Origin of the sequence: Psychrobacter sp. 4Bb (genome assembly GCF_002836735.1) — a bacterium.
Lineage (GTDB): Bacteria > Pseudomonadota > Gammaproteobacteria > Pseudomonadales > Moraxellaceae > Psychrobacter.
Genome location: NZ_PJAS01000056.1, coordinates 43,239 through 69,229, shown reverse-complemented (window position 1 = coordinate 69,229; position 25,991 = coordinate 43,239). Strand labels below are relative to the sequence as shown.

Below are 25,991 nucleotides of genomic sequence, written 5' to 3'. Positions count from 1 at the left end.
AATGAATTTGTTATTAAAAAATAAATTTAAAAAAGGTGTTTTTTATAATATAGCTTTTAATTTAATTGTTTTTTATCAAAAAATAGTTAGTCCTATAATACCTGCACGTTGTCGCTATTATCCAACATGCTCAAATTATGGCAAACAAGCTTTAACATGGCATGGCGCTCGTAAGGGTGGGTGGTTGTTATTAAAACGTCTTAGTAGGTGTCACCCTTTAGGTGGGCACGGTATAGACTTTGTACCCTTACCCTTAGCTTCTTATAGTTATCAATATATATCTTTTAGTGATGTACTAAATATCAACCTTCAGGGTTTGGGTGTCTATCGAGACATTACTAGCTATGTTTCACAGCTTAATTATTTGATGAAATCAACATAAAGTCGACCTCTTTAGTCTCAGATAGCTACTCCTTTGAGTTACCCACAAGTTATCCACACTCTTAGTATCATTTGAGACAGATTTTTAGTAAAATGATGCACATTTTATGTAAATGACTACTGATACAGTTGCAATGTGACAGGACAGCTGTGTAGGTCAGTCATGACACATGCCCTAATTTTTCATTCCCTAATTTTTTAATCTAGGAAAGGTTTATGCAAAAGATATTTCGGGTGATGATCATCATTGCGATGCTAATTACCGCTTATCTGCTGATTTTGGCATGGCGAGATGATTATGCCGATGCTCCAGCGGTAGATGCGGTGCCAGAAACTACGAGTTCGGTAGGTGCTGACATTCCTTCTACTACTGGTGCAGCAGGTGATATCCCGGTACAGACATTACCTGTGGATAATAGTGCTGTGACAGCGACTCCTGCGAAAAACGCTGGTCTAATCACGGTAACAACTGATCGCTATGATATAAAAATCAATCCAGAAGGTGGTGATATTGTTTATGCTGCGCTAAAGCAGTATGACGCAACGCTCGATAGCGATAAGCCTTTCGTATTGTTAGAAAACAATAGTAACCGTGTGTATGTGGCTCAATCTGGACTTATTGGTCGGAACGGTATTGATACAGCAGAAGGTAGAGCGACTTATAGCCATACTGCTAACAATTATGTGATGGAAGATGGACAGCAAACGTTGTCAGTGCCGCTTACTTATAAGAAAGACGGCGTGACGATTACCAAGACTTTCACTTTTACTGAAAATAAATATCCAATCGATATTAGCTATCAGATCCAAAACGCGTCTACCAATGCTTGGCAAGGTCAGATGTTTGCACAGTTAAAGCGTGATGATAGTAAAGATCCTGGTATGTCTGATAAAGGCGCGCTGAGCATGGCGACTTATCTAGGCGGTGCTTGGGGTACACCAGATGATCCTTATAATAAGCTGAAATTTGGTGACTTTAGTGATGGTGAGTTGACGACCACTAGCGATAAAGGCTGGGTTGGTATCGTACAGCATTATTTTGTATCTGCTTGGACGCCTGAAAACTTCACTGGTAAATTCTTTACACGTGAAACAGGTAATGACTATTTTATCGGCTTTAATAGCCAACCAGTGAACGTAGCACCAAACAAACAAGTTACTTTAAATGCAACACTGTATGCAGGTCCAAAAGTTCAGTCTGAGCTAAAAGACGTTGCGGTAGGCCTTAACAAAACAGTTGATTATGGTCTGCTGTGGCCAATATCAAAGGTCTTGTTTGCTATCTTGGAAGGTGTGCATAAGGTTGTTGGTAACTGGGGTTGGTCAATTATTTTACTGACTATCTTAGTAAAAATTGCCTTGATGTGGTTCTCTAATAAGAGCTACTACTCGATGGCTAAAATGCGTGCCATTGCGCCAAGACTCAAAGTGCTTAAAGAAGAGCATGGCGATGATCGTATGAAAATGTCGCAAGAGATGATGGCGATATACAAAGAAGAAAAAGTCAATCCGATGGCAGGTTGCTTGCCAATCTTGATGCAGATGCCGATTTTCTTAGCCTTATATTGGGTATTGGTAGAGAGTGTCGAGCTGCGTCATGCACCATGGATTTTGTGGATTCAAGATCTATCAGCGATGGATCCATGGTTTATCTTGCCGTTGCTAATGGGTGCGTCGATGTTTGTACAGCAGCAGTTGAACCCGCAGCCAGCAGATCCGATGCAAGCAAAAGTCATGAAGTTCTTGCCGATTATCTTTACTGCGTTCATGCTATTCTTCCCAGCAGGTTTGGTTTTATATTGGACAGTCAACAACTTGTTTAGTATGACTCAGCAATATATTGTCAATAAGAAAGTAGATGAAGAGCAGAAGCGTCGTACGGTAAAAGTGGTCGATTAATTAATTCTTTGTCAGAAATACAAAAAACCATCGCGCAAGCGGTGGTTTTTTTATACGTGGTGGACAAGTGGTAAATGTTATCCACAGTTTATAAATATTGAAACGAATATATGTCTGCTGCGGCTACCTTTCAAAGTTTGCTTTGTCAGTATGAGTCCAGACGTCTATAATGGAGCTTTTAAACATTGAGAGTCATTGTGGATTCCTTAGAGACAGCATTAGCCGTACCTAATTCTTCTGAAAAGTCTAATACATCTGGATTGGCCACAATTGCTGCGATTGCAACGCCGCTTGGGCGAGGAGGTGTGGGTGTCATACGTCTATCAGGTAGTCGTGCTTACGACATGGCATGCGCTCTAACAGGTAAGTCTGCTTTTACCCCGCGGATGGCCAGCTTTTGTCGTTTTTATCAGGCTGATGGCACTGTCATTGATGAGGGATTGGTCTTATTTTTCAAAGGTCCGCATTCATTCACAGGTGAGGACGTTATTGAGCTGCAAGGGCATGGTGGTGTCATTTTGCAAAACCAGTTGCTCGCGCGCGTATTTGAGCTAGGTGCCAAGCAAGCAAGTGCAGGAGAGTTCTCTTACCGTGCCTTTGATAACGATAAGTTGGACTTGGTGCAGGCCGAAGCAATTGCCGATGCGATTGATGCGACCAGTGCTGCCGCGGCAAGTAGTGCAATTCGCTCATTGAGCGGCGAGTTCTCACAGAAAATTAACCAGTTATTAGAACAACTCATTCACCTTCGTTTACATGTTGAAGCAGCGATTGATTTCCCTGATGAAGAAGACGTTGATTTTTTGTCTGATGGCGTCATACAAAGTAAACTTGAGCAGACGCAAGATAAGATACAACAAGTCTTAGCAACGGCAAAGCAAGGTCAGCTTTTGCGCGACGGTATCCATGTCGTGCTAGCAGGTAGGCCAAACGCAGGTAAATCTAGCTTGCTCAACCGCCTTGCAGGGCAAGAGCGTGCTATCGTGACTGATGTCGCCGGTACTACGCGTGATACGCTGCAAGAGACAGTCGTGCTCAATGGATTGACGCTACATCTGACTGACACAGCAGGCCTACGTGAGACAGAAGACACTGTGGAACGTATCGGAATCGAACGTGCCCGTACAGCCATCACGCAGGCTGATATGCTACTGATGGTCTATGATGTGACTCGTGATGTTGAAGAAGAAAGCACACCTTTGCAGCTTGCTGAACAGTTGTTTGGTGAACTGCCAGAAGCTAAACGCTTACTTATCATTGCTAATAAGAGCGATTTGTTGAGCGATAATAATAATAGAGAAGAAAGTGCTGCTAAGACTCAAGCTGAAATCAAGAATAGAGGTTATCAGCAAGTTAATGTTTCATGTGAAACAGGTATTGGTATTGATGATTTAGCTGAAGCTCTATGTGAGAAAGTAGGCTTTCATCCACCAGAGAATAGCTTAATTGCTCGTACCAGACATCTCGACGCGCTTAGACGAACTGCTGGTTTCTTGGCAGAAGCTCATGAGCAATTAACGGTATTTGAAGCAGGTGAATTGGTTGCTGATAGCTTACGTCAAGCACAGCAGAGTTTGGGTGAAATTACAGGTGAGTTCAGCGCCGATGACTTATTGGGTAAGATATTCGGCAGCTTTTGTATTGGTAAATAATTGGTAAGTAGTTTTTGTTATTATCCAACAAACCAAACTATCTTAGAAACACTGTTCTTATTCTCAATCGTAAAATAAGGAAATGCTATGCACTGTCCGTACTGTAATGCGTCAGAGACCAAGGTTATTGACTCACGTCTTGCTGCGGAAGGCGCACAAGTGCGTCGACGCCGTTCGTGTAACAGCTGCCAAGAACGTTTTACGACTTTTGAGATGGTAGAAGTGGTCATGCCAAGGATTATCAAATCAAGCAACAAGATTGAACCTTATGACAATGAAAAACTGCGCCGTTCTATTTTACTACCCTTACAAAAGCGTCCTATCACTATCGATGAACAAGAGGCGATGATTAGCCGTATTGAAAAGCGTGTTAGGCAGATGGGTGAGCGAGAAATCAGTAGTAAGGTCTTGGGTGAAATCATCATGAGTGAGCTCAAAACTTTGGATGATGTCGCCTATGTACGCTTTGCTAGTGTGTATCGCGACTTTCAAGATATCGATGCATTCCATCAAGAGATTGCCAATATTCGTCCAAATGAGAAGTAAGCGAAGCAAGCTTTTAAGTAATCCCTAGTTGATAAGTGATTCCTAATTGCCAATCAGCTTTCAAACCTTATTTTTTTATATAGAACTTTTAATCATTTATTAAGCCTAGCCTTATGTCTATTCAAAGCCATGCTCAAGATGCACAAGACCGCTACTTTATGATGCTTGCTATCGAACAAGCGAAGCGCGGTTTGTATACTACTAGACCCAATCCTGCAGTGGGCTGCGTTATTGTTCAGGCAGAGCAGGTTGTGGGTCAAGGGTTTCACCCGAAAGCTGGTGAGCCACATGCAGAAGTATTCGCGCTTAACGAAGCTGGTACACAGGCAGCAGGGGCAACTGCTTACGTTACATTAGAGCCATGTAGTCATACGGGACGTACGCCCCCATGTGCGTTGGCGCTTGTTGCCGCTAAGGTGAAGCGCGTTGTGATTGCAGGTCTAGATCCTAATCCGCAGGTTGCAGGCCGCGGTGTGAAGCTATTAGAGCAAGTTGGTATTGAGGTAACGGTCGGCGTCCTGACAGAGCAGGCAGAAGCACTAAACCGTGGGTTTCTAAAAGCCATGCGTACTAAAATGCCCTATGTACGATTGAAAATAGCAACCAGTCTAGACGGTCGTACAGCGATGGCATCTGGTGAATCAAAGTGGATTACCTCGACAGCTGCTCGCGAAGATGTACAAAAACTACGAGCACAAAGTGGCGTGATTATCACAGGTAGTGAAACTGTAATAACTGATAACCCGCAGCTCAATGTGCGCTCAGAACAGTTGGGAATGCCACCTGAAAAAATACCTAATCCCAAAATAGTCATACTTGATAGGCGTCAGCGTTTAAAGCACAGCCTGCAGTCTGATTATCAGCTGTGCCGGCATCCAGATACTATCTATTGGCATGAAGACGATTTGTCGACGTTGTTGGCGAAACTGGTTAATGAGCATCAATGCTATGACGTGTTGGTAGAAGCAGGTGCTAGCGTTGCAGGTAGCTTTTTGAATCAGCAGTTGGTAGATGAGTTAATCGTGTATCAAGCACCTTGTTTACTTGGTGGACAGGCACGTCCAATGGTTGATTTCAACCCTATGTCTCTTGCTCAGCAGTTACGGTTTGATATAGAAGATTATCAGCAGCTTGGTCCAGATCTCAAATTAACCCTATTACCTTTATAAATATTCTTCGTATAAGTAGGTTGTCCACAAATTATAAAAAAAGCTTAGAATATGGATAAATCAATTATTAACTTACGTGTTTCACATGGAACTGTGTATAACTTTGTTTCACATGAAACAGAGAAGATATGTTTGTCTTGAGTATTTTAATAAATACTATTTAAAATCAGTAACTTATTGTTTTCTTTCTAGATCAACACGTACCATGAGAAATTTACATTTATTGTGGATAACTATGTATTTATAACGGGTTCTAGCTATACCTCTATTGATTTATCCCTACTTATCCACAATCTATCCTATTAAAGGTCAAGTCTAACGATGTTTCACTGTCAGCTATTTGAACAAATTGTGATAAAGAATTGATAGATGATTTGATAAACTAAAATATTCGCCTATGAAGGCAATACAGTAATGAGATGAGGGTAATATGTTTACTGGAATTATAGAAAGCGTTGGAAAAGTTAAATCTATGCAGGCTACAGGCGGTGACATACGTTTGACGGTAGAGTCTGATGACTTAGATTTCAGTGATGTGAAGCTAGGCGATTCTATTGCATCAAATGGTATTTGTTTAACTGTGGTTGAGTTCGGAAGCAACTACTACTCTGTTGATGTCTCACGTGAAACTATTGCTAGAACAGCATTAGAAGGGTTAAAAGCAGGTCATACCGTCAATCTAGAAAAAGCCATGCTACCGACAACTCGTTTTGGTGGTCATATTGTCGCTGGTCATGTAGATGGAGTAGGGGTCGTTAGTAAATTACAACAAGATGCTCGTTCTATCTATATTGAGATTGAGATACCGCCAGAGCTAGCGCACTATACAGCAACCAAAGGCTCTATCACAGTAGATGGTATTAGTCTAACGACCAATTTAGTGCGTGACAATATTGTCTCTCTAAATATCATTCCGCATACTGCTCAAGTGACTAACATTGCTAAGCATTGGTTAGTAGGTAATAAAGTCAATATTGAAGTAGATATCGTGGCTCGTTATCTAGAGCGACTACTAAATAAATCTCAATCTGAGGGTATGAACGCGCCAAACCCGCAAAGCCAAATCACAGAAGCATTTCTGGCCGATAATGGGTTTATGAAATAACAATTAAGCTTATCAAGATATTATCCTCGTACCAAGTTTTTGACCCTATCGATATTACTTTGATTAAGTGATATCGATAGGGTATTTTTTATTTGCACTAGAGATTTATTGTATAAAACTCTGCAAAACGGATTCTAAGTCTTTCTTACTAATGGGTTTGGATAAAAATTCGTCCATACCAACTTGCATACAAGCCTCGCGATCTTCTTCTGTGTTATTCGCAGTTAGCGCCACAATCGGTATTTTATCACCTTGCGAGCGAATCACTTGTGTGGCTTGTAGGCCATCCATAACGGGCATTCTGCAGTCCATCAAAATCAGAGAGATCTCTTCACGTCGGCTTTTGAGCTTCTCAAGTGCTTGCTGTCCATCTTCTGCGACGATGCTACGATAACCAAGTTTACTTAACATCTTGCAGGCTATCTTTTGGTTAGTAGGACTGTCCTCTACCACTAAGATAAGTGGAGACAAGATTTCTTTCTTAGGTATATCTTCTACAAAAGATAGACTGCTGTCGTATTGATGTTTGACCAGTATGTTTAGCGTTTTCCTTGCAAACAAGGTTAAGCGTAGTAGCTCAGAAAGTAATAAACTTGCGTCCAAGGGTTTGGTCAAAAATCCATCATATTGGCCTAGTAAAGTAGAAGGTATATGCCTTTCAAGTTTCATGCTAAGTAATATCTTTGGTAGCGAAGGCGTAGTGACTAGGTCGTTTAACGCTTCTTGTTGCTCGCTATACTTGTTGCTCGCATGAGTTGATAAAGTGATGGATTCGCTGTATTCATAATCTAATAACAAGACAGGAATGACGGTTTGCTCATCTTGTTTTAATTTATTTTTTAGCTGCTGTACAGTAGCTCTATCTAAAGTGCTGTAGATAGTCACGGATATCGTTAAGTACTCGCACAAACGTTGTAAATGTTCAGCAACTAGAGGCTGATTGATGACAGCGATAAGGTGAATATGGGGCAGCTGCGAACAACGATGATATACCGATTGATAAGTGGTCTGAGGATAAGGAAGGTAGAGGCTAAATATCGTCTCTTTATCCACCGTATTACTTAGTTCGATAAAACCGCCGAGTAACTGAGCAAAGCTATTGGCATCACTCAAGCCAATATTACTGTCTTCGTCTAAGTTATGATTGGTTTGCTCACTGTTTTGATTCAAGATATTGACTAATTGATTTTGTCTCTCAGGAGTAATAGTTACTCCAGTGTCTTTTACGCTAAATCGAATCCAATAAGATGTCTGCGCAGGCACTGTCGTGTCATTGTTAGGAGTTAAATCCTGATTACTTATTCGCGTTACTTTATCTTCAGGTATACGATCAACAGTGAGCGCGACATAGCCTGATGTTGTAAAACTAATAGCGTTTTTCAATAAGTTTAATAGGATATGGTGCAGTCGAATGTAATCAGTTTCGATGTAACGAGGACAGTCCGGCGCAAAGAAATAGATCAATTCTAACCCTTGTTGTCTTATTTCTTTTGTGACTAAATTGCTAACCTCTTTGCTTACCTTATAAATATCAACCGTTTCGATACTTAGACGTGTTTTTCTGACTTCAACTTCCTCTGTTGCTAGCGTCTCATTGAGCACAGTCAACATGCTTTGACTGGTTGTAATCAATGTATTTAGAGTTTTTTTGCCTTGAGCCGTCAATGTTAAAGGGTCGATGGGTTCCAACGAATCAATTATCTTCTCTAGTGGTAACCTTAACTTACGACCTATAAATGCTTGGGCTTCGTTTGATTCATCAATTTGTAATTGCAGTTGTTGGTTGTGCAGCTGTAGTTGTTCAGATTGATGGAAAATTTCATCAACATTATTAAAAATTACAGTAAAACCGTGAACTTGCCCATGTTCGCCGAACCATGGTGTCACGTGTAGTTGGTAGGCTTGTTTGTTCTCCAAGCCATAAACTATCAGTGTGCGAGTAACGCGTAAATTTGAGATGGTTTTTAACAGTATTTGAGTGGCTTCATCTTTCCCTTCAACAAAATCAGTCAGCTCATAGCCCTGCTCTCTCTGGGTAGAAGGGGTAAATACTTGCTCAAAGCGCTGATTATAGAAACTAATTTGACCATGTCGTATACTCATCAACATCGGTAAGGGTGCCTGATCAACCAAGCGTTCTAAACGATGAGACAGTGTTTTGATACGCCGATAGTCATTATGTAGTTGGTAGCTGACGCGACTTAGCGCATGACCTAACAGCATGAACTCGGTAGTAGATTTCTTTTGTAAAAACGGCGGCGGCGTATAAGATTCTTTGGCGCGGCTACTCAAATTATCCGTATAAACCAGTAATTGCTCCCAATTGGTTCGACGATTGAGCATATAGAGCAATGCCATGAAAAATAGTACGATGGCGACCATCAAAGGAAGCCAATAACGGTAAGATATCCAGTCAACAACAAAAGGCTCATGGCGTAATACGATATAAACCTGATGTCCGCTTTTTAGATTAATGATTCCTGTTAGTTCATTGCTATTGACGGTATAAGAGCTATGGTCGCTGCTGCTAGAAGCTGATGTACCGATGGTAGGGAAAGCAACGGTAGAAAAAGCAGATTCATTGGGACGAGTATTATGATGAATATAGGTCTGCCCAGAAGGCATCATCAAAATCAGCTGATAACTAAGGTGATCAAAAGTAGGTTGTTCTAAGATTTTTTTTATTTCACTATCTACAGGCGCTGCATGCTCAATAATACTGTGCTGTAGGGCATAAAAAGTGTCTATACTATGTTGCTCACTATGTTTTTTCATCCCATCAAACAGTGTGACATAGTACAGCAGTAACATAACCGTGAGAGACAAGGTATAAAAAATCAATAAGCGCTGTAAGGACTGAAACTGTTGCATGAAAGCGTGGCCCTATCTCGACACGAAAGAATATAGTGAAATAAAAATGAAGTTTCTACATATAGTAGGTGAATTATACGACAGTTGAATTGTCTAAAATTTTTAGTGTTACCTTCTATTTATAGCAGAATAACGGCTTACTGTTTACAGAGAGTGGTTATTAACACCAAATTGTTTTGTAAAAGATATAAATAGAACGTTCGATGTCCTTGATATTATAAAGGCAAATAATGTCATTGGTTATCATGAAGTGAGGTCATTACAATCATGGCACTGCGCCGTAAACTCACCTATAATGAACAAATAAACCTTATATAATGCATGATTATGACTACAACTGCTCCTACCTTTGATACATCTAACTCGCTTACTGACCATGATAACCCAACTACTAACCGATTAAGGGTAGTATTTGCGGGTACACCTGAATTTGCTGCTATTAGCCTTGAATCGTTAATTAATCAGCAAGAAGCGCTGAATATAGAGATAGTCGCTGTTTACACGCAGCCTGATCGTAAAGCAGGTCGTGGTCAAAAACTGTCAGCCTCTGCGGTAAAAGAAGTTGCATTGACACATGATATCGCTGTAGAGCAACCAGTCACTTTTAAAAAGTCTAGTGCAGAAGGTCTAGCTGCTAGGCAAACTCTGCGCACCTATCAGCCAGATGTGATGATTGTCGCCGCTTACGGGTTGATCCTACCTATCGGTGTATTAGAGACGCCTACTCATGGTTGCTTGAATATTCACGCTTCACTGTTGCCACGCTGGCGCGGTGCTGCACCTATCCATCGTGCACTCTTGGCCGGAGACGATGAGACCGGCATTACCATTATGCAGATGGACAAAGGTCTTGATACGGGCAACATGCTTTATAAAGTTAGCGAAAGTATTGCCTCTGATGATACCGCTGCTAGCCTACATGATAAGATGGCTGCACTTGGTGCGACAGCCATTAGTACGGTGCTAAAATATTTAGCTGCTTATCAAGCGCAAGCTATCGCTCAAGATGATAGTCAAGCTAACTATGCTGAAAAGCTGGTCAAAACCGAAGGCGAAGTTGATTGGTCGCAGCCTGCTGCCGCTATTGAACGCCAAATTCGTGGGCTGACGCCATGGCCAGGTGCTTATACTTTCCTAGCAGAGCAGCGCGTCAAAGTGTTGGCTAGCTTACCTGTAAATACATCGCAGCAAACCAATGAACCTGCTGGAACGGTTATCAGTGTCGGACGAAAAGCGATCTTAGTCGCTTGTGGTAAAGAGAGTGACGCTGAATCATCAGCCACCACTTTAGCCATTACTCACTTGCAGTTTGCAGGTGGTAAGCCAATGACAGCTGAACAAGTTTGCCATGGCAACCAATTAAATGACGGCGATCAATTTATGTCAGAAACAAAATAACGCTACTTATATTTAACCTACTTGCACAAGACGCTATCGATCATACGTCAAGGAAATGAAATTTAATGAGACAAAACAGTACTGCGCCTAGAAACAATAAGCTCAAACCATCAAGCAATCTTATTATGAATGGCAGCGTACGCGTGCGTGTGATTCGTACCTTACTGGCTATTCAAAATGGTCAGTCGCTCTCAAGCGTCCTTGACCCGTTACTGAATAGTCTGCACGATGGTGACAAAGGCTTTGCTCATGCGTTACTGCTCACGACATTGCGCCAGTGGCATGCGCTGGCACGTTTGCTCGATAGCTTAGCAGACAACCCTATCGACGAAGTTGAAGTGCGTACCACTATTCAAGTCGGCTTAGTACAGTTGCTATATTTAGAAGTGGCTGACCATGCTGCCATTCACGAAACCGTTGAGGCTGCCAAAGAAATTGAGTTCGCTCATTCGACTGGTTTAGTAAATGCTATTTTGCGTAAAGTCGCCAAGAATCCAAGCAAATTCCGTAAGAAATGCGATAAAAAGCATAGCTTACCGAATTGGCTCGCTTATCAGCTTAAACAAGATTGGAGCGAACAGTATGATGAGCTGACACAAGGCTTGCGCCAACCAGCCCCGATGTTTTTACGAGTGAACTCTTCGGTTACTTCGGTAGAGGGTTATCAGCATGCATTGGATGGCGCAGAAATTGATGCAGATATCGTTGAGCTAACGACTGGTTTTAAGGTAGCAAACTCATCAGGGTCTGCCACTTCTACCACGCTATCAACCAAAGGTCTTAGACTGCATCAAAGCACAGCCGTTAACGCTTTGCCTGATTTCACTTTAGGAACGGCTAGCGTTCAAGATATGCATGCGCAACTAGCTGCGCCGATTATTAATCAAGCATTAATGGCTAAGCTTAGCGCTGAAAGTGCGAATACTGACAGCGACAGTGATGAAAGTAACAATAATGAGATACACATTTTAGATGCTTGTGCGGCTCCTGGTGGTAAGCTTGCTCACTGGCTAGAGCTTATAAGCGCTAACGACGAATCATCGTTGTTTCACGTGAAACAAGACAATAATGAGATATCATCTGAAACGTCACCTGCGATTACTGATATCAAAGTAACAGCTATTGATAATGAAGCACCACGTATTGAGCGTATTCGTGAGAATTTACAGCGCTTAAATCTGAGTCAGCATGACTTGAAGCAAGCAGAGAAAAGTATCGCGCTTAATATCGTCTGTGCAGATGCGACCAGATGGCAGCATGGAAAAAACAAAAAAGCGGCTACCAATGAACCTGTGTTTGATGCAATATTATTGGACTCTCCTTGTACTGCGACTGGCGTGATTCGCCGTCATCCAGATATCAGTATCTTGCGTACCGAAGAAGACATCGAGCAAACGGCACTGTTGCAAGCAGATATCTTGCATAACTTATGGCCACAACTCAAAGCTGGTGGTTATCTGCTGTACGTAACATGCTCTATCTTAAAGCAAGAAAACGTCGAGCAAATGCAGGACTTTATCACTCATCATAATGATGCAGTAGTGATCGAGTTTACTGAAGATTGCAACTGGGGTATCGAACAAGCAATCGGTCGTCAGTGCTTGCCAATCGATAGCGCGAGTGGCGATGGTTTTTATTATGCATTGCTACAAAAAACTGCTGAATAAACCGTTTTTAACTATTGAATAACATTATTGTAGACAGGACAATCTAATGAAATATATCAGTACCCGTGGTCAGACAGCACCAATGGATTTTAGTGATGTGCTTTTGATGGGTCTTGCCCCAGATGGTGGTTTGATGTTGCCTGAGCATTATCCAAACATTGATAGTGCAACGCTTGATGAATGGCGTACGCTTAGCTATCCACAGCTTGCGATGGCTATTATGCAGCGTTTTGCCACTGATATTCCTGTGGCTGATTTGCAAGATATCATTGAGCGTACTTACACTGCTGATGTGTTTGGCTCTGACGAGATTGTTCCTGTCCGCAAGCTTGAAGATAACTTATATATTCTAGGATTATCAAACGGTCCGACATTGGCATTTAAAGATGTTGCCATGCAGTTTTTGGGCAATGCTTTTGAGTATGTGCTTAAGAAAAAAGATGCACGTATTACGATCATTGGTGCAACCAGTGGTGACACGGGTAGTGCAGCAGAGTATGCATTGCGTGGCAAAGAAAATATCGAAGTCTTTATGCTATCTCCACATGGCAAAATGAGTGAATTCCAACGTGCGCAGATGTATAGTTTGACGGATGCTAATATTCACAATATCGCTATCAATGGTATGTTTGATGATTGCCAAGACATCGTTAAAGCGCTACAGCAAGATGCTGAGTTCAAGGCAGCTTATAACTTAGGCACGGTAAACTCTATCAACTGGGGTCGTATCCTAGCGCAGATTGTTTACTACTTTAAAGCTTACTTTGCGGTCACGACGAACAACGATGAGAAAGTCAGCTTTAGCGTACCATCAGGTAACTTCGGTAATATTTGTGCCGGTCACATCGCTCGCGAAATGGGACTGCCAATTGACCGTCTGATTGTTGCAACCAATGAAAACGACGTATTAAATGATTTCTTTAACCAAGGTGCTTATCAACCACGTCCGACTGAAAAAACCTACGTAACCTCTAGTCCGTCGATGGATATTTCAAAAGCGTCTAACTTTGAGCGCTTTGTTTATTTACTACTGGAAAAAGACAGCGCACGCGTTCATGAGTTATTTGACGGCGTAAAATCAGGTCGAGGCTTCGACTTATCTGAGTTGATGGAATCAGTTAATACGCGTTATGGCTTTGCTGCTGGTAAATCTACTCATAGCGACCGCTTGCAGACTATCAAAGCGCTTTATGATCAGCATGGTGAATTGGTTGATCCACATACTGCAGACGGCATTAAAGTTGCCAAAGAGCTACAGTTAGATGGCGAACTTATTGTTTGTGCAGAGACAGCATTACCCGTTAAATTCGCTGACACTATCGTTGAAGCAGTAGGTCAAATAGACATTGAGCGTCCAGCGCATACCGAAGGGTTAGAAGATTTACCGCAGCACGTAGTGGTACTGGATAATAAGGCTGAACTGGTTGCTGAACAAATCCGCCAACATGTTACGCCGAATCCTGCTTGAGTAATTACGGTCTTAAGGCTTATCATCAACAAGGAAAAGTATCCGCGTAAAAGTTACACCATTGTAATAAAGTGTTTATGATTGTGTTATGGTAGATATAATTGTAATATTAGAAACAGCGTCAGCAAGTCATCATCGTGCTAGGCGCTTTTTTAGGAATTATTCTAGCCAATTACACTGAACAGTTACCCTATAATCGCCATGAGAATTTTATTGATAAATTGCTGATATTATTGATTTTTTATTAATTTAAGAAATTTTTACAGTAATAAATCTAGTACAGTTCTTTATGTCGAACACAGTGGTACATATTGTGGATATAACGATGAAGATGAGCTTAAAAAAGATAGCAAAAGCACTGGCAAAAGGATTATTAGTTACGACGTTTAGTAGTGCCATGTTGATGAGCACGGCTCAAGCTAACAATCCGCCGCCAACTATCAAAGCTGATGCGCCCAATCGTTATATCGTCAAAAAAGGCGATACCTTATGGGATATCTCAGGTCGCTATCTAGACAGTCCTTGGCGCTGGAAAGAAATTTGGGCAACCAATAAGCAAATCAAAAATCCCAACCTCATTTATCCCAATGACATTCTTATTCTTTGCGTTATTCAAGGCAAGACACTCATAGGTGTCGATACGGGCGAGGGCTGTGCTGGTATTGAAAAGCAGCTAACAGGTAATGTGGTTGCTAGTACAGTATCAGTGACTTCAACTGCCAATAGCATTCCACCTATTCCATGGTCTGCTATTCAGCACTGGCTTGATAAAACACTCATTGTTAATCCTCAAGACTTCAACACCACTCCTTATATATTGGCCTCTAAAAAAGGTAACTTAATCACGGCAAGTGGTGATAAAGTCTATGCTAAAGGCGTACCGCTTATCGTAGGCCAGCGTTACGGCGTTTACCGTGAGGGTGAGCTATATGTAGACCCCAAAACGCAAGAAGTGATCGGCTTAGAAGTTACGCAGGTAGCGACAGGACTAGCAACTTCTACAGAAAGCAATGGTGTGACTAGCTTGCAGCTTATCGATAGCTATGGCAAAGAAGTGCGTGAAGGGGATCGCGTATTCGTAGAGTTAGATAACGCTATTCCTCCTGTCTTTTATCCAACGCCTGCAAGTGTCAGTCGCGGTGGTATGATCGTACGTGTGATGGACTCTATCAGCTCGGCTGCGAAGGGTAGTGTGGTTGCCATCAATCTGGGTAGCTTACAAGGTGCTAAACCAGGTGATGTGCTGACGGTTTATCAAAAAGGACCTTTGGTACGTGATACTAAAGACAACGACACGCCTGTACGTCTACCAAACGAGCCAAGTGGTATGGTGATGGTTTTCAATACCTTTGACCACATCAGCTATGCTTACGTACTTGACTCTGAGCTGCCACTTAATATTGGCGATCAGTTATTACCACCCCCTTATTTATAAATAGCTATAAGGTTTTATTAAGCAATATATTAAACTAAATACTAATCTAAGCTTGCCTATACGAGACAGATCACAATGACGGCAGTCACCTCTTCTTTATCCGACGATCAGCGCGCTATCCTAGCGCTGTGGTACGAGGTGAATGCGTCGTTATCTGCTTATCACACACTAATCACTTCTTTCGGTTATCCGCAGCTTGCTTGGCAAGCCAAAGTAGAGGCATGGAAGCAGCTCGGTATTCATCATACCCATCTCAAACGTCATGAACAGCCAGAGCAAACACTCGCCAATATCGATAAGATTCAGCAAGCATTGATAGATGGGCGTTATGGTTTGCTATTCGCTGATGACGCCGATTATCCTGCTCAACTCTCACAAATATACGACCCGCCGCCATTATTGTTTTATCGTGGGAATAGCGCGCGCCTACATCAAGCACAAATCGCTATAGTAGGTAGCCGCAAACCCACCGCGCATGCGCAAAAAATCACGTTTGATATGGCACAGTACTTAGCGCAAGCAGGTTATATCGTGACTAGCGGTCTGGCTATGGGTGTAGATAAACGCGCACATTTAGGCGCGCTAGCACAAGCAGACCCTGACTATCAGGGACGGACGGTTGGTGTCATGGGTACAGGGATCGATGTGAACTATCCCAATCATCGGGATCAGTTATTTACTCAAATTATTGAGCAAGGTGGCTGCATTATTAGTGAGCTATTACCACACACTCAGCCGCATAAACATACTTTTCCGCGTCGCAATCGTTTGGTAGCTGGGCTGAGTCTCGCGACCATCGTAACGGAAGCGACAATCAAAAGCGGCTCGCTTATCACAGCACGTCTCACGTCTGAACAAGGTAAACAGGTCTTTGCTATTCCTAGTCATATTGATAACAGTAATGCAGAGGGTTGCCATCATTTAATACGTGAAGGTGCGACCTTGGTTTATCATCCTCAGCAAGTACTAGAGGACGTCAATGGTCAGCTTGATTACGATAAAGGCGCTTATAGAACAGCGAACGCTACCAACTCTAATAGTAATCACTCGAATATCACTCAGACTTCTGATGAGATAGAGAAAAACTCAATCAAATCTACTAGCCAGCAACTATTCTCTGAGATAAAACCTGCGCGCAGTACAGTCGTAGTGCCTGATCATTTAGCTGCAATCTATGAGCAGCTTGACTGGCATGGGCAAGATTTAGATGCGCTTATTAATGCAACCAAGCTTGCACCGCCGCAGTTGATTGGTCAGCTAATGGAGCTTGAGCTAATGGGTCTTATCAGCGAACAAGGTGGACGATATTTACGCATTTAAAGTATCGTAAATATCCCTTATTAGACACTGTCATAGATAGCCCTTAGTTATAGACTCTCCTAGACAATATCTCTCTTATGGTATTATTAGAATTTACTTCTATGAACCATTTAAGTCATGAGCCAACCTACACCTCTTATTACTGATTCTGCTATCCAAGCTGCTAAGTGGCTAAAAGAAGGGCAACTGCTCGCGTATCCTACAGAAAGCGTTTGGGGTATTGGTTGCGACCCTTATGACCAAGCAGCTGTTCAGCGTATCTTGGATATCAAACAACGTCCGCAAGCTAAAGGTATGATAGTCGTTACTGATAGTGTATCCCGCTTAGCACCTTTGCTAGCCTCTTTAGATGATGTTCAGCGACAGCAGATTATTGATAGTTGGCAGACAGACGATAGCAGAGATAAACAGGACAACCGCCAAGCACATACTTGGTTATTACCGATTCCTCAGCCGCTTGCGAGCACTGTACCCACTTGGATCACAGGTCAGCATCAGACTATTGCAGTCCGAGTTATCTCGCATCCTACAGTTCGCCAGCTTTGCCAGCAGATGGTCAGTGAAGAGAACCCATTTGGTCTATTAGTTTCTACAAGCTGCAACCCATCAGGGCAAAGGCCTGCTAGCACTTTTGAAGCCGCCTATGCTTATTTTGATGAGCAAATTGGTTATTTGCAGGACGATACTTTAGGTTATACCTTACCTAGCCAGATTCGTGACGCAACGACAGGCTTGGTTATTCGTTAGTGGACAAGAAAGATGTAGACGTTTTTTTTGCTCCCTGTTTGCCTTACTTAACATGTTTTCTATTGTATGAGCTACATTTTTACAGTAATGCTGGCACAAATACTGTTTATCACACACTGACGGTAGCCCTGAATAGGATTTAGGCAGTCATATGAAAAATAAATTAAATCAGCCAAGTCATAGTTTGAACGAAAGTTTGGCTGAATATCCAAAAATGAAGGTTACTAAGTTATTTTTATTCGTAGGAGCGCTGTATGAGCTCATTATCTTTCCATGGATAGCGACACTTCTTAGCCCAGATGACAGCATAGGTCTATTGTTCATACTGTTTTTTCCAGTTTATCTTATTGCAGGTGGCTTGTTTGCGATGCCAACTACATTAATGATGGGGAAGTGGCATTCGTATAAAGAAATATACATACAAGATGGGTGGTGGATAAGAACTTTTTTTATGGGAGTTCTTATTAATGCTTTATTTTTTGTTTGGTTTATATTTTCTAAATTTGGTTTGGTGATATGGTTCTCTATCAGTTTAACTGGAGGAGTAAGTGCCGTATTAGCAGGTATGTCAGCTTTGCCAGTATTAAAAGAAAATGTTGAAGACGTAGGCTGAGCCATTAAATAAAGAGCTGATCAAACTATTTCTGAAATATTATGATGCGTTTGGATGGTCAAGAAAGTTCGAAACGGGTTATAACAGCTATATTATTTCCATTCACAAATTGACCAACTTATGAGTTAAAACTAATGTTAGATAACAACAGCCACTATCCAAAAAAATGGTGATATTTTTATTTTTAACTTTAGGTACGCTATATCAGTTGATCTTATTCCCTATTTTAGTATCACTGATAATGTGGAATAAGGATGTAGGTCTGGCATACGCTGTAGCCATACCTTTTTACCTTATTGCAGGTGTATTTCTTATTGGAATGCCTACATTATTGTGCGGTATATGGCTTGCTTCCAAACAAACATATAAGTCTAAAAGATGGTGGGTAAGAGTTTTTTTTGTTGGTTTTTCTATCAATGCCACATTTTTTATTGGTCAAGATGCTCGTACATGGTTGGCTATTAGCTTAGTAGGAGGTATAAGTGCTTTGATTGTGGGTATGTCCGCATTACCTAAACCTAAACAAAGTCTGCAATATTAGCCAAAAAATTAAGATACTTTTTTAATAAAAAAACTTCTATTTTTGACAGTAATTATCAAAGTGCAATGTTTGACCTCGTAAACCTTTCATTACTCACCTTCCTTTACCAAAAGTATGTAAAAGTCGTTTTGATAAAAACCACAAAAAAGCAGACGATGGTTGTAACGGTCTGGTTTTTATTGAACGATAAGTACTTCAACAATAAATAATTTAACGATCAGTCATATTGGCGATATTTAAGGCATATAGGGAGTAGGGTATGAAGGTTTTGATTAGTGGCGGTTCAGGGTTTTTGGGAAGTGCGTTTAGTCGAGAGCTAATGGCACGATATCGCGCGCAGAATAAAGACGTGACGATTACTTGGTTAACTCGTGATAGCAGTCAACCACATCCCGATGATATCAATATGATGACTTATGACGAGCTTGCGACGTCTGATATGAGTTTTGATGTCATATTAAATTTAGCAGGTGCTGGGATTGCTGACTCTCGTTGGAGCGATGAGCGCAAAGAGCAGTTGATGGCGAGCCGTATCAAACCTACTCAGTCGATATTGGATTTTATCGCACGTGCTAGTACCAAACCCAAGTTACTGGTGAGCGGATCAGCGATTGGCTGGTATGGCACGCAGGGCGACAAGCCACTGACTGAAAATAGCGATTATGAGACGGATTTTGCTCATACATTATGTGATGAATGGGAGCAATTAGCGCTTAAAGCGACCGATCATGATGTTCCAGTAGCTATTGTCAGAACAGGTGTGGTTATTCATCCTGAGGGCGGTATGGTGGCAAAATTGTTGCTACCGTTTAAATTTGGTGTCGGAGGGCAATTAGGTGATGGACAACAAATCATGAGCTGGATCAGTCGTGAAGATTGGGTCAATGCGGTCATCTTTATTATCAAGCAGCAGCTTAAACTTACTCAAGAATCAGACGTTAATCACATCGAAAGCTTAGCCCAAGACAGTACACCTATTAGTGACAGCACTATCAAGACTACAAACAGTACCGCAAATGATACACATACAGTCGTATATAACCTTACTGCTCCAAATCCTGTGACCAATCATACTTTTACCAAAGCACTTGGCTCATGGCTACATCGCCCCACGTTTTTTACTTTACCAGAGTTTTTGCTCAAGCTGATGTTTGGCGAAATGTCGACACTACTTATCGATGGTCAAAAAGTGCTGCCACAAGCGCTATTGAATGCAGGTTATTCGTTCAAACACTCAACACTCCCGCAAGCATTAGAAAATCAGAAATAGTTACATAGCAATTGTTTCACGTGAAACATTAGAGTTTATTTTCTGATAATCACTTATCAAACCGTATTTATGTCTAAGGGCAGTCCATGCGTTACGCATTTTTCTTCACTATCTTTTTGCTATTACAGCTGTTCAGTCTGGGTACAGTATTAAGTATACAGTGGTGGCTCCAGCCTTGGATGACGCCAACATTGCAAACGACGATATGGGTCAGTGTATTTATTATTACTAATGCTCTACTAGTATTGAGCGTAAAAAGAGCATTTGCCAACAGTTATCGCTGGATTAGTGGATGGATGCTAATCATGCATTTTATGATACTGACGGCGTTGGCAGTGAGTCTATTCTACGGAGGGTATTTGCTAGTAGTTGCTTTATCAGGTAGTACGTTACACCAATCGAATGAAATGGCTATAGGGCTAAGAGTACTAGCGCTATTCCTATTTTTAGGACTATTTATTTATTCGTTATATAGTGCCTATGCTCCTGTTATACGCGAGCTGTCTATTAATATAGATAAACCTTTAACCAAGCCATTACGCATTACAGTCGCTAGTGACTTGCATATAGGACGATTATTTGGTGTAAAAGCCATAGATAGATTGCAACAACTTATGATTCGCTCTGGTGCAGATATGCTACTAATGCCAGGGGATATTATGGATGATAATACAGAGGCCTTTAATGAATATCATATGGAGCAAAACTTAGCAGAATTGTGCAGTAGTCTGCCACGTGGTGTCTATGCGACATTGGGTAATCATGATTTGTATGGTCATGAGCGACCCATTAGCGAAGCGCTGCAAAATGCAGGTATACAATTGTTGAACGATGAGGTGCTCTATATCGAGCACGAGGGTCAACCAGTATGGTTAGTTGGACGTTTTGATAATCATAAACGTCAACGTGTAGCAACTACCGATCTGCTGACGCAAGTAGATACGTCGCAGCCAGTGATATTGTTAGACCATAGACCGAGTGATATAGATAATCACAGTCAATTACCTATAGATTTACAAGTCTCGGGACATACCCACAACGGTCAAATATTCCCCGCTAATTTCATCGTCAATGCTATTAATAGATTAGGCTATGGCTATGAGCAGATTGGTAAAGGGCACTTCGTCGTGTCCTCTGGTTATGGTTTTTGGGGCATTCCCTTTCGATTGGGATCGCGCTCAGAGATTTGGTTAATTACACTATCTGGCAATACCAATTAATCAGTTATACAAATCATTAATTAGCTGGCTAACTAAATAACTAACGGTTTATGCAGCTAACCGCGATTGTGTACTGATGATCTCACGTACAAAACTGCTAAACCCAAGAATGATATTGTTTGTCTCTTGTCCAAGGCCTTGGTGAACACTCATAAAGTGAATAAAGCCATGCGGTGCACCAAGCACAGTATAGGTCTCTACAGCAACGCCGTAACCTTTCAGCTGCTTTGCATAAGCAAATGCCTCATCACGTAATACATCGAGCTCAGAAGCTACAATGTAAGTTGGGCAGACTTTACTATTATCACCCAACATAGGTGAGTTCAGTATGTGTAAGCGAGGCAGCGGACTGTTCTCCAAACAAGCAGCATCAAATACTGCTACATCAGCATGATCTAATAGTAGGCCTTCGCCGTATAGCTCCCAACTTGGATAGTCTGTCTCAATATCAGTGACTGGATATAAAGGCATCTGCGCTAGAGGTTCGGGTAGTTTTTCTAATAGATTAAACATTTTCTGTCCATCTAACCCTAGGTCTGCCCATGCGCTTTTGCTCGGTGCGGTCAGCTGCTGCGCAATTAAAGTTGATAAACCACCACCTGCGCTATCACCTGCTAAAACGATACGAGAGGGTAATGCGCCCAATGTGTGACAGTGTTCAACTAACCAATCATACGCAGTGATACAGTCTTTTAATGCTGCTGGAGCAGGACATTCAGGCGCTAAGCGATAATCGACACTAACCACAGACCAGCCAGTCTGCTCACAGACCGCATGACAGAACTCATGATGTGTATCGACATCACCAATACAGAACCCGCCACCATGAAAGAACAACATGACTGTTTCGTCGGGATTATGGACACGTTTTCTTCTAAAACCAGATTTTTTGCCACCTGCTTTATAACAACGGACAGTCATGTCGCCATCATCTGCATTGGCAATCGTTTCATCTTTCCAGCTAACAGGTGAATCACTTTTTTTAGTGAAGGGCTTTATATTGCTTAGCATAGTAGTACAGGCTTGCTGCCATACTCTAGGTGATTGCATGGCTACCGCATCAGCAGTAAATCTCTCACGCAATTCCGGCATTGGAGTTAGTTCTAACGGCGTTTTGAGGTAACTATTTACTGCAAGGATAAGACGCAGATGAGCGTTTGCATGCAAATATTGTTTTGAATTAGGACCTTTTAGGTAACCAATCACCCCTTCTAAAATAGGGTCTGGTAAGTAACCGAGACTTTTCATTGCATAGTGCAATGTATGCGGCTGGTAGTTTGCTACAGGGTTGTAAGCGAGTATTTTTTCTTTAACGCTCAGACGTTTTTCTAATGAGTCATACGTTTGTGCATCTTGGTTCGATGACTCTCTTGACGCTGGATTTTCTTTTGACGCTAAGTGCAATGTCATCAATGCTTTATTAAGCAAAGTATTGATAGATAAATTTTTTGAGTTAGACATAACAGCTCTCATAAATGATTTTTAGCGTGCATTTGAGTGTGGGCGATAATATTTATAGCAATGATAAAATAGCTAGCAGAGTAATAGCGTGTCGTTTGGTAGTAGCTTGATTAATAAGCGTAAAGCAATTGGAATAAATAGCGGTTTTTTGTTCTTTTTGTGAGCAAATATTGAAATTTATTGACAAGGAACAAAAACGTTAGATGCATCTCTTTAATCAGACTTCACTAATATTTGTCATAAATAGTAAAAATTCCTTTGCTTTAGGCTTGAAATTTGTCCTTATCACCTTTATCAAGCAGCTATTAAAGCGTATTAAAAAAACAATGAGTTAGAAACATCGAGCATTTAATAATGGCATAGTAGGACCAGTAATTATTCGGTCTACTATGCCGTCTCTTAATCTTCATTATTGAAATTCCAAGGAGCTATCATGAGCGAGCAAAACCCGAACCACGAAAATCTTGACCAAAATGTGGCACATGAGAATATTGATCACAATGACAGTATCTTAGAAGAAACCATGAAAGAGTTTGATCCACAGAATAATTCAGGTGAAGAAACGACTATCGAAAACGAAATCAACCTTGATACTTTCAAAGCGCGTATTGCTGAGCTAGAAGGCGAAGTAAAACAAGCCAAAGAAGGTACTGCACGCGCTAATGCTGAAGCTTATAATGCGCAAAAACGCATGGAGCAAGAAGCGGATAAGAGCAAAAAGTTTGCACTACAGAAATTTGCTAAAGAATTGTTAGACATCGTTGACAACTTAGAGCGCGCTATCGAAAATGCCGATGCCAATGATCCAGTCGCTGAGGGTGTGCAATTAACGCACAAAGCATTGGTTGCAGTATTGACCAAAAACGGCGTAGAAGTGGTCGATCCACAAGGTGAAAAATTCAATGCTGACTTCCATGAAGCAGTGGGTATTGACCCAGAAGCAGCGGCAGATACAGTGGGTACGGTCTTACAAAAAGGCTATAGCCTAAACGGTCGTCTATTACGTCCAGCTATGGTTCGTGTTGGTCAGTAATATTTTTAGGGCTAAACCCTACTAATATGAAGGTTTTTCACAAAAAATGACATGAAACATAGTTTTTGCGTGATTATTGCCTTGAAAAATACGACGGGTAAACCGATATATAGCAACAAGTGACCGACTACGGTCTGGATAAATAAGTATTTATAGTTAAAAACAAATTAGGAGCAATTGATTATGGGTAAAGTAATTGGTATTGATTTAGGTACTACTAACTCGTGTGTAGCAGTAATGGAAGGTGACAAAGTTAAAGTCATCGAAAATGCTGAAGGTACGCGTACAACACCATCGATCGTCGCCTATAAAGATGACGAAACGCTTGTTGGTCAGTCAGCTAAGCGTCAAGCAGTAACTAATCCAAGCAACACTTTGTTTGCGATTAAGCGTTTGATCGGTCGTCGTTTTGATGACAAAGTCGTGCAAAAAGATATCGGCATGGTTCCTTACAAAATCGCTAAAGCAGATAACGGCGATGCATGGGTAGAAATCAACGGTAAAAAGCTTGCGCCACCACAGGTTTCTGCTGAAATCTTGAAAAAAATGAAAAAAACAGCAGAAGATTATCTTGGTGAGAGCGTGACTGAAGCAGTTGTAACTGTACCTGCTTACTTCAATGACTCACAGCGTCAAGCAACTAAAGATGCGGGTAAAATCGCTGGTCTAGACGTAAAACGTATCATCAATGAGCCAACTGCTGCTGCACTTGCTTATGGTATGGACAAGAAGCAAGGCGATAGCACTGTTGCTGTATATGACTTGGGCGGTGGTACTTTCGATATCTCAATCATCGAAATCGCAGACGTAGACGGCGAGCAACAATTCGAAGTACTAGCGACCAACGGTGATACTTTCCTAGGTGGTGAAGACTTTGACTCAGCATTGATTGATTTCTTAGTTGCTGAATTCAAAAAAGAGCAAGACGTTAACCTAAAAGGTGACTCTCTTGCGATGCAGCGTCTAAAAGAAGCGGCAGAAAAAGCGAAGATTGAGCTATCAAGTGCACAAAGCACTGAAGTAAACTTGCCATACATCACTGCTGATAGCAGTGGTCCTAAGCATTTAGTCGTTACTATCAGCCGCTCGAAACTAGAGAGCCTAACTGAAGAATTAGTACAACGTACAATGGGTCCTTGTAAGACTGCACTTGAAGATGCTGGCCTAAAAATTGGCGACATCAACGATGTAATCTTGGTTGGTGGTCAGACTCGTATGCCACTAGTACAGCAAAAAGTACAAGACTTCTTCGGTCAAGAGCCACGTAAAGATGTGAACCCTGATGAAGCAGTTGCAGCTGGTGCAGCGATTCAAGGTGCCGTATTGTCTGGTGACAAAACTGACGTATTGCTACTTGATGTAACGCCATTGACCCTAGGTATCGAAACGATGGGCGGTGTCATGACACCAGTTATTGAGAAAAACACCATGATTCCTACTAAGAAATCACAGGTATTCTCAACGGCTGAAGACAATCAGCCAGCTGTAACGATTCAGGTATATCAAGGTGAGCGTAAAATTGCTAACCAAAACAAAATGCTTGGTCGTTTTGACTTGACGGATATTCCACCAGCACCACGTGGCTTACCACAAATCGAAGTGTCTTTTGACATTAATGCTGATGGTATCATGAATATCTCAGCAACCGATAAAGGTACTGGTAAAGCACAAAGCATCCAGATCAAAGCGGATTCTGGCTTGTCGGACGAAGAAGTCGAACAAATGGTTCGTGATGCAGAAGCTAATGCTGCTGAAGATGAGAAGTTCGCTAACCTAGCGCAAGTTCGTAACGAAGCAGATGGTCGTATCCATGCGGTACAAAAAGCGCTGAAAGAAGCAGAAGATAAAGTGACTGATGAAGAAAAATCAACAGTAGAATCTGCCATCACTGAGCTTGAAGCGGCGGCGAAAGAAGACGATCATGACGAAATCAAAGCTAAGCTTGAAGCATTAGACAATGCATTCTTGCCAATCAGCCAAAAAATCTACGCTGATAGCGGCGCTGGCGCAGAAGGTATGGATCCAAGCCAGTTCCAACAAGGTGCTGACGATGCTGGTAGCAACAAAGCTGATGACGACGTTGTTGATGCTGAGTTCACTGAAGTAGACGAAGATAAAAAATAATACGGCTATTAACTAGTTAAATTAAAAAACGCATCCTTCGGGGTGCGTTTTTTTATGGCTATTTTTCCTAT

Annotated in this window: 20 protein-coding genes; 18 read left to right on the top strand and 2 right to left on the bottom strand. The window is 41.6% G+C overall.

The features are described 5' to 3' along the window. Position 1: 1 nt before the first annotated feature. From yidD to CXF60_RS05400, 6 genes are all read left to right on the top strand, one after another. Positions 2 to 382, top strand: coding sequence for a membrane protein insertion efficiency factor YidD (gene yidD / locus CXF60_RS05425; RefSeq protein WP_102091102.1), 381 nt, complete (start codon positions 2 to 4; stop codon positions 380 to 382). A gap of 215 nt (positions 383 to 597) precedes the next feature. Continuing rightward, positions 598 to 2,280: a membrane protein insertase YidC gene (gene yidC, locus CXF60_RS05420; RefSeq protein ID WP_102091101.1), complete on the top strand. Its 1,683-nt coding sequence runs from the start codon at positions 598 to 600 to the stop codon at positions 2,278 to 2,280. Between the two features lie 260 nt (positions 2,281 to 2,540). Then, positions 2,541 to 3,932 carry a tRNA uridine-5-carboxymethylaminomethyl(34) synthesis GTPase MnmE gene (mnmE, locus tag CXF60_RS05415; RefSeq protein ID WP_102091104.1) on the top strand — a complete coding sequence of 464 codons (1,392 nt, stop codon included), beginning with the start codon at positions 2,541 to 2,543 and terminating at the stop codon, positions 3,930 to 3,932. A gap of 87 nt (positions 3,933 to 4,019) precedes the next feature. After that, a complete protein-coding gene (gene nrdR, locus CXF60_RS05410; protein WP_057762240.1) occupies positions 4,020 to 4,478 on the top strand; it encodes a transcriptional regulator NrdR in 459 nt (152 codons plus the stop codon). Between the two features lie 113 nt (positions 4,479 to 4,591). Continuing rightward, positions 4,592 to 5,647, top strand: coding sequence for a bifunctional diaminohydroxyphosphoribosylaminopyrimidine deaminase/5-amino-6-(5-phosphoribosylamino)uracil reductase RibD (gene ribD / locus CXF60_RS05405; protein ID WP_102091100.1), 1,056 nt, complete (start codon positions 4,592 to 4,594; stop codon positions 5,645 to 5,647). A gap of 430 nt (positions 5,648 to 6,077) precedes the next feature. Further along, a complete protein-coding gene (locus CXF60_RS05400; RefSeq protein WP_102091099.1) occupies positions 6,078 to 6,752 on the top strand; it encodes a riboflavin synthase in 675 nt (224 codons plus the stop codon). A gap of 105 nt (positions 6,753 to 6,857) precedes the next feature. Here the strand turns inward: CXF60_RS05400 and CXF60_RS05395 are convergent, their stop codons facing one another. Continuing rightward, positions 6,858 to 9,623 carry a response regulator gene (locus CXF60_RS05395; RefSeq protein ID WP_102091098.1) on the bottom strand — a complete coding sequence of 922 codons (2,766 nt, stop codon included), beginning with the start codon at positions 9,621 to 9,623 and terminating at the stop codon, positions 6,858 to 6,860. Positions 9,624 to 9,950: 327 nt separating this feature from the next. Here CXF60_RS05395 and fmt point away from each other — a divergent pair, with 327 nt between their 5' ends. From fmt to CXF60_RS05345, 10 genes are all read left to right on the top strand, one after another. Beyond that, positions 9,951 to 11,021 (top strand): methionyl-tRNA formyltransferase, encoded by a 1,071-nt coding sequence (fmt, locus tag CXF60_RS05390; RefSeq protein WP_102091097.1) that lies wholly within the window; start codon positions 9,951 to 9,953, stop codon positions 11,019 to 11,021. Between the two features lie 65 nt (positions 11,022 to 11,086). After that, on the top strand, positions 11,087 to 12,688 hold the full coding sequence (locus CXF60_RS05385) for a transcription antitermination factor NusB (protein ID WP_102091096.1): 1,602 nt from the start codon (positions 11,087 to 11,089) through the stop codon (positions 12,686 to 12,688). Positions 12,689 to 12,734: 46 nt separating this feature from the next. Continuing rightward, on the top strand, positions 12,735 to 14,156 hold the full coding sequence (gene thrC, locus CXF60_RS05380) for a threonine synthase (RefSeq protein ID WP_102091095.1): 1,422 nt from the start codon (positions 12,735 to 12,737) through the stop codon (positions 14,154 to 14,156). 325 nt (positions 14,157 to 14,481) lie between these two features. After that, positions 14,482 to 15,591: a LysM peptidoglycan-binding domain-containing protein gene (locus CXF60_RS05375; RefSeq protein WP_416376868.1), complete on the top strand. Its 1,110-nt coding sequence runs from the start codon at positions 14,482 to 14,484 to the stop codon at positions 15,589 to 15,591. Between the two features lie 75 nt (positions 15,592 to 15,666). Continuing rightward, positions 15,667 to 16,911, top strand: coding sequence for a DNA-processing protein DprA (gene dprA / locus CXF60_RS05370; protein ID WP_102091093.1), 1,245 nt, complete (start codon positions 15,667 to 15,669; stop codon positions 16,909 to 16,911). Between the two features lie 117 nt (positions 16,912 to 17,028). Beyond that, a complete protein-coding gene (locus CXF60_RS05365; protein ID WP_102091092.1) occupies positions 17,029 to 17,658 on the top strand; it encodes an L-threonylcarbamoyladenylate synthase in 630 nt (209 codons plus the stop codon). A 151-nt stretch (positions 17,659 to 17,809) separates the two neighbouring features. Further along, a complete protein-coding gene (locus tag CXF60_RS05360; protein ID WP_102091091.1) occupies positions 17,810 to 18,271 on the top strand; it encodes a hypothetical protein in 462 nt (153 codons plus the stop codon). Between the two features lie 241 nt (positions 18,272 to 18,512). Further along, the gene (locus CXF60_RS05355) at positions 18,513 to 18,812 is read left to right on the top strand and encodes a hypothetical protein (protein WP_145990199.1); all 300 of its coding nucleotides are present in this window, start codon (positions 18,513 to 18,515) and stop codon (positions 18,810 to 18,812) included. Between the two features lie 259 nt (positions 18,813 to 19,071). Continuing rightward, positions 19,072 to 20,082, top strand: coding sequence for a TIGR01777 family oxidoreductase (locus CXF60_RS05350; protein ID WP_102091089.1), 1,011 nt, complete (start codon positions 19,072 to 19,074; stop codon positions 20,080 to 20,082). A gap of 86 nt (positions 20,083 to 20,168) precedes the next feature. Further along, the gene (locus CXF60_RS05345) at positions 20,169 to 21,302 is read left to right on the top strand and encodes a metallophosphoesterase (RefSeq protein ID WP_102091088.1); all 1,134 of its coding nucleotides are present in this window, start codon (positions 20,169 to 20,171) and stop codon (positions 21,300 to 21,302) included. Positions 21,303 to 21,350: 48 nt separating this feature from the next. Here the strand turns inward: CXF60_RS05345 and CXF60_RS05340 are convergent, their stop codons facing one another. Continuing rightward, positions 21,351 to 22,763, bottom strand: a complete 1,413-nt coding sequence (locus CXF60_RS05340; RefSeq protein WP_102091087.1) for an alpha/beta hydrolase — start codon at positions 22,761 to 22,763, stop codon at positions 21,351 to 21,353. Between the two features lie 433 nt (positions 22,764 to 23,196). On the opposite strand from CXF60_RS05340, the gene grpE reads away from it, so the two are divergent. Together grpE and dnaK are read left to right on the top strand one after the other, a co-directional pair. Next, positions 23,197 to 23,796: a nucleotide exchange factor GrpE gene (gene grpE / locus CXF60_RS05335; protein ID WP_057762215.1), complete on the top strand. Its 600-nt coding sequence runs from the start codon at positions 23,197 to 23,199 to the stop codon at positions 23,794 to 23,796. 183 nt (positions 23,797 to 23,979) lie between these two features. Further along, positions 23,980 to 25,920: a molecular chaperone DnaK gene (gene dnaK / locus CXF60_RS05330; protein WP_057762214.1), complete on the top strand. Its 1,941-nt coding sequence runs from the start codon at positions 23,980 to 23,982 to the stop codon at positions 25,918 to 25,920. The last annotated feature ends 71 nt before the right edge of the window (positions 25,921 to 25,991 follow it).

Coding starts and splice junctions, on each gene's coding strand:
- CXF60_RS05365 (WP_102091092.1), top strand. CDS start 17,029: ATGAGCCAACCTACACCTCTTATTACTGATTCTGCTATCCAAGCTGCT.
- CXF60_RS05395 (WP_102091098.1), bottom strand. CDS start 9,623: ATGCAACAGTTTCAGTCCTTACAGCGCTTATTGATTTTTTATACCTTG.
- CXF60_RS05385 (WP_102091096.1), top strand. CDS start 11,087: ATGAGACAAAACAGTACTGCGCCTAGAAACAATAAGCTCAAACCATCA.
- grpE (WP_057762215.1), top strand. CDS start 23,197: ATGAGCGAGCAAAACCCGAACCACGAAAATCTTGACCAAAATGTGGCA.
- CXF60_RS05360 (WP_102091091.1), top strand. CDS start 17,810: ATGAAAAATAAATTAAATCAGCCAAGTCATAGTTTGAACGAAAGTTTG.
- CXF60_RS05375 (WP_416376868.1), top strand. CDS start 14,482: ATGAAGATGAGCTTAAAAAAGATAGCAAAAGCACTGGCAAAAGGATTA.
- dprA (WP_102091093.1), top strand. CDS start 15,667: ATGACGGCAGTCACCTCTTCTTTATCCGACGATCAGCGCGCTATCCTA.
- fmt (WP_102091097.1), top strand. CDS start 9,951: ATGACTACAACTGCTCCTACCTTTGATACATCTAACTCGCTTACTGAC.
- yidC (WP_102091101.1), top strand. CDS start 598: ATGCAAAAGATATTTCGGGTGATGATCATCATTGCGATGCTAATTACC.
- CXF60_RS05340 (WP_102091087.1), bottom strand. CDS start 22,763: ATGTCTAACTCAAAAAATTTATCTATCAATACTTTGCTTAATAAAGCA.
- ribD (WP_102091100.1), top strand. CDS start 4,592: ATGTCTATTCAAAGCCATGCTCAAGATGCACAAGACCGCTACTTTATG.
- dnaK (WP_057762214.1), top strand. CDS start 23,980: ATGGGTAAAGTAATTGGTATTGATTTAGGTACTACTAACTCGTGTGTA.
- CXF60_RS05350 (WP_102091089.1), top strand. CDS start 19,072: ATGAAGGTTTTGATTAGTGGCGGTTCAGGGTTTTTGGGAAGTGCGTTT.
- nrdR (WP_057762240.1), top strand. CDS start 4,020: ATGCACTGTCCGTACTGTAATGCGTCAGAGACCAAGGTTATTGACTCA.
- yidD (WP_102091102.1), top strand. CDS start 2: ATGAATTTGTTATTAAAAAATAAATTTAAAAAAGGTGTTTTTTATAAT.
- CXF60_RS05355 (WP_145990199.1), top strand. CDS start 18,513: ATGTGGAATAAGGATGTAGGTCTGGCATACGCTGTAGCCATACCTTTT.
- thrC (WP_102091095.1), top strand. CDS start 12,735: ATGAAATATATCAGTACCCGTGGTCAGACAGCACCAATGGATTTTAGT.
- CXF60_RS05400 (WP_102091099.1), top strand. CDS start 6,078: ATGTTTACTGGAATTATAGAAAGCGTTGGAAAAGTTAAATCTATGCAG.
- CXF60_RS05345 (WP_102091088.1), top strand. CDS start 20,169: ATGCGTTACGCATTTTTCTTCACTATCTTTTTGCTATTACAGCTGTTC.